The 12,561-nt window shown below is 46.1% G+C and carries 10 protein-coding genes and 1 tRNA gene; 9 read left to right on the plus strand and 2 right to left on the minus strand.

Going from position 1 to position 12,561, the window contains the following annotated elements; translation table 11 throughout:
• Positions 1-199: 199 nt before the first annotated feature.
• The 3 genes from AC06MN_RS04175 to AC06MN_RS04185 are packed head-to-tail and all read left to right on the plus strand — an operon-like array spanning position 200 to position 5,735.
• Complete coding sequence (locus AC06MN_RS04175) at positions 200-1,300, plus strand: efflux RND transporter periplasmic adaptor subunit (RefSeq protein ID WP_475671100.1); 1,101 nt, start codon at positions 200-202, stop codon at positions 1,298-1,300.
• A gap of 2 nt (positions 1,301-1,302) precedes the next feature.
• Positions 1,303-4,419, plus strand: a complete 3,117-nt coding sequence (locus AC06MN_RS04180) for an efflux RND transporter permease subunit (RefSeq protein ID WP_475671101.1) — start codon at positions 1,303-1,305, stop codon at positions 4,417-4,419.
• A complete protein-coding gene (locus AC06MN_RS04185) occupies positions 4,416-5,735 on the plus strand; it encodes a TolC family protein (protein ID WP_475671102.1) in 1,320 nt (439 codons plus the stop codon). Before AC06MN_RS04180 ends, AC06MN_RS04185 begins: the two co-directional genes overlap by 4 nt.
• Positions 5,736-5,860: 125 nt before the next feature.
• On the opposite strand, the gene AC06MN_RS04190 is transcribed toward AC06MN_RS04185, so the two are convergent.
• A tRNA-Met gene (locus AC06MN_RS04190) sits at positions 5,861-5,932 on the minus strand.
• A 105-nt stretch (positions 5,933-6,037) separates the two neighbouring features.
• Here AC06MN_RS04190 and era point away from each other — a divergent pair.
• The 6 genes from era (at position 6,038) to AC06MN_RS04220 (ending at position 11,845) form a co-directional block, all read left to right on the plus strand.
• The gene (era, locus tag AC06MN_RS04195) at positions 6,038-6,919 is read left to right on the plus strand and encodes a GTPase Era (protein WP_475671103.1); all 882 of its coding nucleotides are present in this window, start codon (positions 6,038-6,040) and stop codon (positions 6,917-6,919) included.
• A gap of 48 nt (positions 6,920-6,967) precedes the next feature.
• A complete protein-coding gene (locus AC06MN_RS04200) occupies positions 6,968-8,191 on the plus strand; it encodes a GmrSD restriction endonuclease domain-containing protein (protein WP_475671104.1) in 1,224 nt (407 codons plus the stop codon).
• Complete coding sequence (locus AC06MN_RS04205; RefSeq protein ID WP_475671105.1) at positions 8,169-8,891, plus strand: hypothetical protein; 723 nt, start codon at positions 8,169-8,171, stop codon at positions 8,889-8,891. The genes AC06MN_RS04200 and AC06MN_RS04205 overlap by 23 nt, the downstream gene beginning before the upstream one ends.
• Before the next feature lie 48 nt (positions 8,892-8,939).
• Positions 8,940-9,800, plus strand: coding sequence for a protein adenylyltransferase Fic (gene fic, locus AC06MN_RS04210; RefSeq protein ID WP_475671106.1), 861 nt, complete (start codon positions 8,940-8,942; stop codon positions 9,798-9,800).
• Positions 9,801-9,868: 68 nt separating this feature from the next.
• On the plus strand, positions 9,869-11,176 hold the full coding sequence (der, locus tag AC06MN_RS04215; RefSeq protein ID WP_475671107.1) for a ribosome biogenesis GTPase Der: 1,308 nt from the start codon (positions 9,869-9,871) through the stop codon (positions 11,174-11,176).
• Between the two features lie 276 nt (positions 11,177-11,452).
• On the plus strand, positions 11,453-11,845 hold the full coding sequence (locus tag AC06MN_RS04220; RefSeq protein WP_475671108.1) for an RNA-binding S4 domain-containing protein: 393 nt from the start codon (positions 11,453-11,455) through the stop codon (positions 11,843-11,845).
• 109 nt (positions 11,846-11,954) lie between these two features.
• On the opposite strand, the gene AC06MN_RS04225 is transcribed toward AC06MN_RS04220, so the two are convergent.
• Positions 11,955-12,561 (minus strand): T9SS type A sorting domain-containing protein (locus AC06MN_RS04225; protein ID WP_475671109.1); only part of this gene is annotated, 607 nt, incomplete at its 5' end.

The following is a 12,561-nucleotide window of genomic DNA, read 5'->3' on the forward strand; positions in this document are numbered from 1 at the left end:
AAGAGGATGGCCAATGGTCATCCTCTTTTTCTATTAAAAAAAACAATTGATTTGCATAATTGGGAAATAGTCAATATTTTTGCACCCATATTATAAGGAGCGTCCAAAGCATGACATTGGCAACTCGGATTCTGCCGTAAATGGTTCTATCGGCATGATTCTGAGGTTTTGTAATTATTATAGAACCATCAGTAAATCAATGAAATCAAGATTCCTAATTTCACTCCCATTGTTGGCAGTTTTTGCCACATCTTGTATTGATGTGCCTGAAATGAAGGTGACACCTTACGAGACAATGACCATTTTAAAAACAAATTGCGAGCTGCCGACCCAAATCACTGCAAACATCAAGGGCCGCAACACCATCAACATTTACCCGAAGATTGATGCGCAGCTGAAGGAGACCTTGGTCAAAACCGGCCAGCGTGTTCAGAAAGGACAGATTCTTTTCAAGTTGGACGACCGCGCCCAAGTGTTGGCATTGCAATCGGCAACTGCCAACCGCCTTGCCGCCGAAGCCAACCTTGCCACGGCAAAGCTCAACTACGAGAGCAACAAGGACTTGCACCAGAAAGGCATCGTCAGCAACTACGTTCTGGAATCGGCTGAAAACAACTTCAAGAGTGCAAAAGCTGCCGTTGAAGTGGCCAAGGCCGAGGAAAACGCTGCCCGGACCGAGCTGTCATACTGCAACATCACAGCTCCCGAATCAGGCATTTTGGGGGAAATCAACCCTTCGCCTGGCGACCTCGTAAGCTCATCGATGTTGCAACCAATGACCGTCATTTCCGACAACAGCGAAATGATTGCCAGTTTCTCACTTCCGGAAAACGATTATCTGGCTATCGTAAGCCAAGCCGACGATTTGATTTCAAACGGCAAACTTGACCTCGACCTGCTTCCACCTGTCGAACTGAAACTCAAGGACGGCACAATCTACGGCCAAAAGGGAAAAATCACAAACATGTCGGGCATCATCGACAATGTCACTGGTTCGATCGTGTGCGAAGCTCGTTTCCCGAATCCCGACAACACGCTTCTTTCGGGGCAAAACGGAACCCTTATCATCACTTTCTTATACGATGATGTCATTCTCATCCCTATGGAGGCCACTGTTCAATTGCAGAACAAGAAACTGGTCTACAAGGTTGGAGCCGATAGTTGCGCGACAGCTTCCATCATCGAAGTTGAAAGCATAAATGCTGGTAATCAATATATTGTCACCGACGGTCTGGAAGTTGGCGAAGAAATCGTTGCCAAAGGCGCCATCACCGTTCAAGACGGAATGAAAGTGAAATAAAGATGAAGAAAGAGTATTTTTTCCTAAACAAGAAGGTGATGGCCGTGTCCATCGCCATTCTGATATTGCTCATCGGCTTCATTTCGCTGAAGACCTTACCTATTGAACAATATCCCGACATCGCCCCGACAACCATCAACATTGAGGCCAACTACACGGGAGCCGATGCCAATTCTGTCATGAATTCCGTCATCATGCCTATCGAAGAAGCCATCAACGGCGTGGAAGGCATGTCGTACATTACATCAACCGCATCCTCAACGGGCAACGCTTCCATCGAAGTGTTCTTCGAGCAGGGTGTCAATCCCGACATGGCTGCCGTCAATGTGCAGAACCGCGTGGCAAAAGTGCAAAGCGTCATGCCTCAGGAAGTTCTTCAGAGTGGCATCAAGGTTACAAAGAGGCAGAAAAGTATGCTTCAGATTACTTCTTTGGTCAGCCGTGATGACCGTTTCGATGTCGATTTCATCACCAACTACTTGGACATCAACGTGATTCCGAAACTGATGCGTATCAATGGCATTGGTGGCGTCACCAACCTTGGCAACCTTTATTCGCTGCGCATTTGGTTCCATCCCGACCAGATGGCTCACTACGGACTGATGCCTGACGAAGTAGTTGGCATTATTTCGACCCAGAACTTTGTAGCACCTGCCGGTACGTTGGGACAGAAATCATCGAACATGTACGAGTACACCATGGAATATGGTGGCCGACTGAAAGACATTGAGGAATTCAAAGATATAATCATCAAATCGGAAGAAAACGGCAAGATACTGAGATTGAGAGACATTGCCGATGTTGAATTGGGTGCCTTGTCGTATTCGTTCTCATCCGATGTCGATGGGAAACCAGGTGTCGTGTTCATCGTCAACCAGGCTGCCGGTGCCAATGCCACACTGGTCAACGCCGAGATTTCGAAAGTGTATGAAGAACTCGAAAAAGAAATGCCTGCCGGACTGGAATTCTGCATTCTTCAGACTGCCGACGACTTCCTCTTCGCCGCCATTCACAACGTGGTCGAGACCCTCATCATTGCCATTTTGCTGGTTATCATCGTGGTGTTCTTCTTCCTTCAGGATTTCAAGTCGACCCTGATTCCTTCCATTTCGATTATCGTTTCATTGCTCGGCACATTTGCCGTGGTGAAATTGGCAGGATTCTCACTGAACATCCTGACTTTGTTTGCTTTGGTATTGTCAATCGGTACCGTTGTCGACGATGCCATCGTTGTCGTCGAGGCAGTGATGGCGAAACTTGAAGGCGGCGCCACCTCGGCACACACCGCCACCAACGAAGCCATGCACGAAGTGATGGTGCCTGTCATCAGCTGCACGCTCGTGTTTATGGCCGTGTTCATCCCGACGACATTCATGCCCGGCACATCCGGAAAATTCTTCACCCAATTCGGTATCACCATTGCTTCATCAGTCGGTCTTTCCTGCATTTCCGCCCTGACACTTTGCCCTGCCTTGTGCGGCATTCTGATGCGTCCGAAAACCGGAGAAACCAAGAAAAACATCAGTTACTACGTCAAACAGGCTTACGACGTTTCTTATACAGCCTTGAAATCGAAATACATGAAAGCCGTGCAGTTCTTTGTCAAGAAGCCTGCGGTTTCGGTTATTGCACTCATTGCCGCCGTGGTGCTGATGATTTGGACCATGAAGACCACCCCAACGGGACTTGTTCCACAGGAAGACCAAGGCGTCATCCTCGTCGACATTTCCACAGCTCCAGGCAACACCCTTGAGCAAACCCAGAAAATCATGGAAGACCTCAAGAAAGACATCATGGAAATTCCTGAAGTGGAGCATTTCGCATCCATTTCGGGTTACGGTATGCTTTCAAGTGCAGGCAGCAACTACGGTTCATTCGTTATCCGACTGAAAAACTGGGACGAACGTAAAGGCATAGAGCATCACATTGAAATGATTTCCTACAAGTATTACCTTGCCAGCACGAGAGTGAAAGAAGCCACAGTAGTGCCATTCCAGATGCCTCAGATTCCAGGCTACGGTAACGGCAACATGATGGAACTTGTCCTTCAAGACCGTCAAGGCGGCGACAAATCAGTCTTTGCAGCTCATACGGCACGTTTCCTCGAAGTCTTGCAGTCGAGGCCTGAAGTTGATGTGGCCATGACCTCATACAACGAGAATTTCCCAAAGTACAATGTTGAAGTCAATGCGGCACAATGTATGAAATCGGGCGTTTCGCCACAAGATGTCATCAACACGCTTGGTGCCTATTGTGGTGGTGCTTTCTGCGGCAAATACAACAAATACGGCAAGGTGTACAACATTATGGCTAAAGCCTCACCGGAATACACCCTCGACCCTGCTTCGCTCAACAACATTTTCATCCGCACAGGCGAAAAAATGGCTCCAATCGCACAATTCGTGAACTTGACACCCGCTTTGGGTTCCTCAAGCCAGACGCGATTCAACCTGTTCAATTCCATCAACTGCAACATTCAAGGTGCGGCAGGCTATTCGACAGGTCAGGTTCAGAAAGTCATTGCCGAAGTCGCCGAGGAAGTGCTTCCTCCCGGCTACGGCTACGAATATGCCGGCATTTCGCGTGAAGAAGCCAAGACCGCAGGCAGCAACGCAACTATCCTCATTTATTTGATTTGCGTGTTGCTGATTTACCTCATCCTCGCCAGCCTTTACGAATCGTGGTTCGTGCCGTTGGCAGTGCTCATGTCGGTACCATTCGGCCTGATGGGTGCTTTCTTTTTCACCAAAATCACGGGATTTGAAAACAACATCTACCTCCAGACCGGTGTCATCATGCTGATAGGCTTGCTGGCCAAGACCGCCATCCTGATTACCGAGTTCGCTACCGAACGCCGCAAGCAAGGCATGGACATTGTTGAAGCAGCACGTCAGGCTTGCGACGACCGTTTCCGTCCTATCATGATGACCGTCCTGACTATGGTCGTCGGCATGATACCGCTTATCATCGAAGGCGGCGCAGGTGCCATGGGCAACCGTTCATTAGCCATCGGCGTTACGGGCGGCATGATTGTAGGCACTATCGCCCTGCTTTTCGTCACCCCGGCCTTCTTCATTATTTTCCAGAAAATGCACGAAAAATTCACCAGAGAAAAATGAGAAAAAACATCATACTCATCGTTGCTGTAGCCTTTTTGGTTTCCAGCTGCAGCATTTACAAGAAATACGAACCCATCAACGATACGCGAGCCGAAGCCAAAGCCGAATCGGGCAACCAGTTCGGAGAACTGCAATGGCGCGAAGTGTTTACCGATGCCCAGTTGCAAGGCTTGATTGAAAAGGCGCTTCAAAACAATGCCGACTTGCAGAAATCGCACTTAGCCGTGCAACAGATGGAAGCCAGCCTGAAAGCCGCCAAATTAGGTTACTTGCCTTCCGTGGGACTTAATCCAAGTGCCGGTTATGAGGGAATTAATTCATCAACAGATTTTCAGTATGACCTCCCCGTAGCCTTGGACTGGCAGCTCGACATTTTCGGGCGCAACACCACCGCCAAGCGCAAAGCCAACGCACTCACCGAAGAGTACAAGGATTTGGAACAAGCCACGAAAGCCGAACTGATTGCATCTGTAGCAAAAGCCTACTATTCGCTTGCCATGATCGACAACCAGATAAAGATTGCCGACACCACCATCAGCATACGTGAGAAAGCTTTGGAAACCCAACAAGCCCTGATGGATGCAGGTTTATCAAATTCTGCCGCCGTCAGTCAGTTTGCCGCCGAATTGTGCGCTGTCAAGGTGCAGCAAGGCGAACTCCAGCGTCAGTTTAACGAAGTGCGCAATTCGTTGTCAGTTCTCCTCAATGAAAACCTCAGCGACATTCAATGCGGCTCCATGAACGCCACTTTCCCTGAAATCGGCAATGTGGAAATTGCATCAGTCAACCTGCTTTCGCGTCCTGATGTAAGGGCTGCCCAGCACGATTTGGAAGCCGCCTTTTATGCTGAAAGAGGAGCCGTGGCCGAATTTTGGCCTAACATCGGCATCAGCTGCAACGCTGGAATTCATTTCGACCCAACCGATTTTGTATGGTCGGTGGCAGGTTCGCTGTTCCAGCCTCTGTTCCAGAGAGGACAACTTTATGCCAACCTTAAAATTGCCGAATCGCAGCAGGAACAAGCCCAAATAGAGTTTGAAAAGACCTTGTTGGTAGCCGCCACCGACATCAGCAATGCCCTGAGCGGTCTTAACACGGCCAAGAACGCTTCTACGCTCTATGCCGAGCAGGAAAAGCATTATCAGGATGCCTATTTCGCCACCAACGAATTGATGAAACGCGGCAGCGGTTCCTACTTGGAAGTGCTTTTCGCGCAACAGGCACTGCTCGAATCGAGCCTCGCCAAAGTAGCCAACGACTACGAGGCAATTTGTGCCACGATTTCGCTGTATCTGGCCATGGGCGGCGGAGATTGATAAATGCCCATTTCGTAAATGACAAAAAGAGAATTGCTACGGCAGTTCTCTTTTTTTATTGGTGTCAACGAAAGATGGGCGAAAAACAAAAAAACAAGGCCGAAACCTCAGCCTTGCTTCGTGTGTAGCGGGGGGAGGATTCGAACCTCCGACCTCCGGGTTATGAGCCCGACGAGCTGCCTCTGCTCTACCCCGCATCATGGGAAAAATCCATCGGAAAAACATTCTTTTCGTCTGAATTCGGCTGCAAAGATAAATATTTTGTTTCTTTGCAGCGCAAAAAAAGTCGAAAAATTTTCATTATGGAACACAAAGCAGGATATGTCAACATCATAGGACGGCCCAACGTGGGCAAGTCGACCCTTATGAATCAGTTAGTTGGAGAGAAAATCTCCATCATCACATCGAAAGCGCAGACCACACGCCACCGCATTTTGGGTATCGTCAACGGCGACGATTTTCAGATTGTTTTCTCCGATACACCCGGAATCATCAAGGATCCGGCCTACAAAATGCACGAGGTGATGAACCAATTCGTCAACGTGGCCATGATTGACGCCGACCTGATTCTTTTCGTGGTCGACATCACCGACAAGAAGATTGAGGAAAAGACCGTTGAGAAACTGAAAAAAACCGAAATTCCCGTTTTTGTCCTCATCAATAAGATTGACCTTTCAAATCAGGAAGAACTGGCCAAAGCCGTAGCTTTTTGGGAGCAGGAACTGCCCGCCGCCACAGTCTTCCCCATCTCGGCACAGCACAACGCCAATGTGAGAAACGTGTTCGAGCAGATTCTGACCAAACTGCCCGTGTGCCCGCCTTATTTCCCGAAAGACGAACTCACCGACCGCTCGATGCGTTTCTTCATCACAGAAATCATCCGTGAAAAGATTTTGCTCAACTACCAGCAGGAAGTGCCTTACAGCGTGCAGGTTGACGTGGATTCGTACGAGGAAAGCGAAAAGCGCATCGTCATCCGTGCCAGCATCTACGTAGCCCGCGAATCGCAAAAAGCCATCATCATAGGCAAAGGCGGCAGCGCCATCAAGAAATTAGGTTCCATGGCAAGAGCCGACATTGAGGAATTTACAGGCAAAAAGATTTTCCTCGAACTGATGGTGAAAGTCGACAAGGACTGGCGCGACAATGAGGCGGAACTGAAACGGTTCGGGTATGAAGCTTAATTGGTAGGGGGAAGGTGAAAGATTGTAATAAGTAATTAAAAAGGAAATATGAACAATAAAGTTTATTATGGCGAATATTCGCTGAAACATTGGATAGATTTGATGCTGAGCGGTAATATTGAGTTGCCACCTTATCAAAGGAAGTTTTGTTGGAATCAGGAAAGTATAAAAAAACTAATTCAGTCTTTGAGAGATAAAGACTTTGTCCCGCCTATTACGATAGGTGCTTTTACCGCAAGCGATGGTAAAACGCACAATTACATCATTGATGGACAACAACGCCTGACAAGTATTCTTCTTGCTTGTATAAAAAAGTATCCTAATGCAGGAAAATTCAAGCCAAACGAAAATTCTCTTGCCGAAGGTGATGATGGAATAGATTCGGAAGGTGAAGATAAGATTATTTTGGAATGGAGATTTGACGAATTGTTAAGTCTGGGTAAGAATGTAGAAAGTATAAGACAGAAGATTGCAACTGACGATAGATATGATAATCTGGGAGGAACTATTTTCGATGATGTTTTGAAAAATACTTTTTTTGAAGATACTTTTTTGGGCTTTTCTTATATCGTATCTAGCACTTCAGACCAAAATGAACAACAAAAATACTACTCACGTATTTTTAAACATATCAACACATTAGGGAAAGCGTTGCTGCCAGAGGAAAGTCGCCGGGCATTATATTTCCTAAACAGCAAGTACACGACATTATTGGATTCCGATGCTCTTAAAAGTATTACAATCATGCAAAACGCGGAACCTAAAAATCCTGATTTTGTACGATATTTGGCATATCTTTTTAATTACTGTAAATTAAATGATCCAAATACTACAAAAGTTGCTTATGGTTATGGTAGAAAACGAGAAGAGTATTTCTCTGAATTTATCACTACTGTTGTGGAAGAAAAAAACGACCACCCAAAATTTCCTGCAATAACAACAATCTTCTCTAATTCGAACAATGATATTAATAGCAGACTTGAAAAACTAAAATCAGCCATACTAAATTTATCCATTCCAAAAAGTTTCAACACAATAATTGATGCTGATATGTATTTATTTGGTTTGATTTATTTTGTTGTAATCAAGGACAAAACTATTGATATAGCAAAGAATGAAAAGATTATCTCTTCAATTCAGAATAAAATTGATGATTCCAGCTTTAAAACAGAAGCCCATAAACGGGCACCAAATGCTCTAAAATACACGGTTGGACGAATTAAAGAATCTATTCAAATCTATCAACGATATGTACAAGAGCCAGCACTATAGATTTATCACTACACCGCTTTCAAAGATTTTGGAAGACGGCGTGAATGCCAGCCGTGGCATAGGCAGTGGTATAGAAACCTATCCGCTATGCGATTACATCATGCAGTCAATATTCCTGAAAATGACAGGCGCACAAGAGCAAAAAATGAAGTGTATATGCTGGGAAATGGCTACAAATGATTATAACTATCGATACGAGTATCTTAATAACAAGAGCTATGGTGAACATTCTGACTATAAAAGCAAAAACAATATATACAACGATTTAATCAAACAAATTCCAGAGTTCGATAAAACAATAATTACAACAGATGTTTCAAATATAAAAAATATAGTCATTGACATTTTGGATAACACAAATTTGTGTGCTTCTCAACAAAAGAGTTTTTTATACTTCAAATCAGATAGTAAAATATTAAAGGACACTCAAATTAAACAACAACAGAAAGAGTCGTACCCACTATTTCAATCTGAATTGAAAGATTATTACGAAGAAATTGTTTACAAGCATCGCAATCGATGCGCCCACAATCTAACATCATATCAACAAAATTTGCCGACACTCAACACATTGGCAGATTCAAATTATATCTATCATAACTATTTCTTTCGCTTCGCCATTTTGATATTGATTGACGAAATATTTATATGCCTATACAAAAAATATATTGAGGCGTTGGAAAACAACATAAATTGGTGACTGCATGTTCAAACCATTGTAAATGTCCATTATAAATTATAAATCAAAATGAAAACCTCCATCCGATTTTACAACGACCACGAAGTGCGTGCCATCTGGGACGAGGAGAAAAATCAATGGTTCTTCTCGGCTGTGGATATTGTATTCGCCATCACAGAAAGTCCCAATCCCCGCAAATATTGGAGCGTGCTGAAAGCCAGGCTCAAAAAAGACGGAAACGAGTTGACTACAAAATGTAGTCAACTGAAACTGACGGCTACCGATGGCAAAAAATATGCAACCGATTGTTTCCCTCAAAACAAGATTGAGGATTTGGTGAGAGCCATTCCCAATAAAAATGCTGCCGATTTTCTGGATTGGTTCACATACAGCGACAACACCATCGATGGCAAAAGCAAAAAGAAGGCTTACGAGTTTATCGAAAGCAATCTGTTGGAAAACAAGAATGTAGGCACGACAAAAGGCTTGCAGCAGATTCACGCTTTTCTGTTCGGCGGCCTCTACGATTTCGCCGGACAAATCCGAACCAAAACTATTTCGAAAGGCGGATTTACCTTTTGCCTTGCCCAATATCTGGAGCAGGCACTGGCCTCCATCGACAAAATGCCTGAAAACACTTTTGATGAAATTGCCGACAAATATGTGGAAATGAACGTGGCGCATCCTTTTATGGAAGGCAACGGCCGCAGCACCCGCATCTGGCTCGATATGATTCTGAAAAAACGTTTGAAGAAATGTGTGGACTGGAGCAAAATCAACAAGAACGACTATCTGCAGGCAATGGAAAAAAGTGCTGCCGACAGCACGGCAATAAAAACTCTGCTTCTTCGTGCATTGACCGACAAGATTGACGACAGAGCGATTTTCATGAAAGGCATTGATTATTCCTATTATTACGAGGAGAATTGAAACAAGCCATTCGATGCTCCTTTCACCTAAAATTATTATTTTTGCAGCGAATTTAAAAACACACGAAAATGTCAAATATTGTAGCAATTGTGGGGAGACCCAATGTAGGGAAATCAACGCTTTTCAACCGTCTGCTGAAGCAGCGCATGGCCATCGTGGAAGAGACCAGCGGCGTGACCCGTGACCGTCACTACGGGAAGAGCGATTGGAACGGAAAGGAATTCACCGTCATCGATACCGGCGGCTATGTGGTTGGGTCAGACGACATCTTCGAAGAAGAAATCCGCAAACAGGTTGACTTGGCCATCGATGAGGCCGATGTCATCATTTTTGCCGTTGATGGCATGGCTGGACTGCACGTCCTCGATGAAGACGTGGCACTCATCCTGCGTCAGCAGAAGAAACCCGTCCTCGTGGCCGTCAACAAAATCGATGAACCAAACAAAACGGCACTTATTGCCGAATTCTACGGCCTCGGTTTGGGCGAGCCTTACGCCATTTCAGCCATGACGGGTTCGGGCACCGGCGAATTATTAGACAAGGTGTGCGAACTGCTGCCAGCAGACACCACCGACTTCAACACCGACCTGCCGCGTTTCACCGTGGTTGGACGCCCGAATGTCGGCAAATCATCGCTCATCAACGCATTTTTAGGCACCGACCGTCACATCGTCACCGACATTGCCGGCACCACCCGCGACAGCAACTATACACGTTACAACGCCTTCGGCATGGATTTCATGCTCGTCGACACCGCCGGTCTGCGCAAAAAGAGCAAGGTGGAGGAAGACATTGAGTTCTATTCCGTGCTGCGCTCCATCCGTGCCATCGAAGACTGCGATGTAGCTATCCTTATGCTCGATGCCAACAACGGTTTCGAGGCTCAGGACATGAACATCTTGCGCCTGATTGAAAAGAACAAGAAAGGTCTTGTGGTTGTCGTCAACAAATGGGACACCATCGAAAAGGATTCCAATACGCATTTGGCTTTCGAGCGCGACATTTACGAGAAGACGGCACCTTTCACCGACTTCCCAATCATATTCACCTCGGCCATCAACAAGCAACGCATCTACAAGGTTTTGGAGACCGCCCATCAAGTCTACGAAAACCGAGAACGCCGTATTCCAGTCCGCGAACTGAACGACAAGATGTTGGAAATCATCGGTTCCGTACCGCCACCGAGTGCTTCGCGCGGCCGTTATGTGCGCATCAAATACATCACCCAGCTGAAGGGTCTTACACCTCAATTCATTTTCTTCTGCAACCTGCCTAAGGATGTAAAGGATTCCTACAAACGCTTCCTGGAAAACAAGATTCGTGAGACTTGGGATTTCAATGGCGTGCCGATTCAATTGATTTTCAAGGAGAAGTAGTAGAGTGGAAAGTGATGAAGAGGAAAGTGGAAAGATTTGAAGGGGAAAGTGGAAAAGTGGAAAGTTTGGAGTTAGGAGTTAGGAGTATTTAGCTCGTTGAGCTTGTCGAAACGATTTATTTGTTTTTGGTTATTGGTTTTCAGTTCTTAGTTCTCAGTTCTTAGTTCTCAGTTTACAGTTCTTCAAAAGTCTAATAGTCAAATAGTCCACAAGTCTAATTGTCTAATCTTTAAATTATTAAATCTCAAATCTTTAAATCAAAACAGTCAAGAATCAATGGACATCAAGGAAGAAGACATTGTTAGAATGGACAAATGGCTGTGGGCGGCGCGGCTTTTCAAGACGCGCTCGCTGGCTGCCGATGCCATCAAAGGCGGCAAGGTGAAGATGAACGACACGGCTGTAAAGCCTTCGCGCGAGGTAAAAGTCGACGACATCATTCAGGTTCAGATTGAGCAACTGCATAAAGTGGTGCAAGTGAAGACCATAGTGAAAAACCGAGTCTCACCGAAACAAGTTCCCGAAGTCTACACCGACTTGACACCGAAAGAGGAATACGAGCGCATCGAATTCATGCACGCCTACAAAGCCGAGTACCGCGACCGTGGCGCCGGCCGGCCGACAAAGAAAGAACGACGGTTGATTGAGAAGATGAAAGACGATATGTAAATAAATGAATCAGCCCTGGCCAAATGGTCAGGGCTGATTTTTTGAATCATAATTTGGGGCGGTAGAGACGCGACATGTCACGTCTCTACGCAATCCCAAATCATTTCATTTATTTAACGACAGTAACGCGCTGTGTGCTAACGCCGTTTTCGGTAGCGATGCGGACCATGTACACGCCAGCGTTGAACTGGGCCATGTTGATGATCTGCTGTTCGCCTTCGACTTCTGCATCATAAACCACCTGACCGAGGACTGATACCACTGTGATGCGGTTCATGTTCTGGGCTTGGATGGTGATGTTGCCGTTGGTCGGGTTAGGATACAGGGCGATTTCGCCGTTTTCAGCAACGCTTGTCACCACGACGATGACGTAGTTGTTGGCCGGGTTGGCTTCGCTTGCTGCTGGTTCTGATTCGCAGCCGTTGCTGTAGAGGGCGCGGACCTGGTAGTAATACATACCAGCTGCCGTTGCATCGAAGTATTCGTAGTAGTTCGTGCCGTCGATGGCGTCAACTGAACCGATGAGTTCGTAGTTGACATTGTCGGTTGAACGGTAGATGTTGTACTTAACGATTTCTGCACGGTTAGCGAATGCAGGACGGTTACCCTGCTTGCTGATGCCAGCATTGGCGAGGACACCATCAGGTGTGCCGTTCAGGGCAGGAACTTCGATAGCGGTTGCAGGGATACCCTTAGCCATGTTGGTCACATAGCCG

The sequence above is a fragment of the Candidatus Limimorpha sp. genome (genome assembly GCF_056203535.1).

Bases quoted from the DNA above. Each gene is read 5' to 3' on its own strand.
- AC06MN_RS04175 (WP_475671100.1), top strand. From the start codon at position 200: ATGAAATCAAGATTCCTAATTTCACTCCCATTGTTGGCAGTTTTTGCC.
- AC06MN_RS04180 (WP_475671101.1), top strand. From the start codon at position 1,303: ATGAAGAAAGAGTATTTTTTCCTAAACAAGAAGGTGATGGCCGTGTCC.
- AC06MN_RS04185 (WP_475671102.1), top strand. From the start codon at position 4,416: ATGAGAAAAAACATCATACTCATCGTTGCTGTAGCCTTTTTGGTTTCC.
- era (WP_475671103.1), top strand. From the start codon at position 6,038: ATGGAACACAAAGCAGGATATGTCAACATCATAGGACGGCCCAACGTG.
- AC06MN_RS04200 (WP_475671104.1), top strand. From the start codon at position 6,968: ATGAACAATAAAGTTTATTATGGCGAATATTCGCTGAAACATTGGATA.
- AC06MN_RS04205 (WP_475671105.1), top strand. From the start codon at position 8,169: ATGTACAAGAGCCAGCACTATAGATTTATCACTACACCGCTTTCAAAG.
- fic (WP_475671106.1), top strand. From the start codon at position 8,940: ATGAAAACCTCCATCCGATTTTACAACGACCACGAAGTGCGTGCCATC.
- der (WP_475671107.1), top strand. From the start codon at position 9,869: ATGTCAAATATTGTAGCAATTGTGGGGAGACCCAATGTAGGGAAATCA.
- AC06MN_RS04220 (WP_475671108.1), top strand. From the start codon at position 11,453: ATGGACATCAAGGAAGAAGACATTGTTAGAATGGACAAATGGCTGTGG.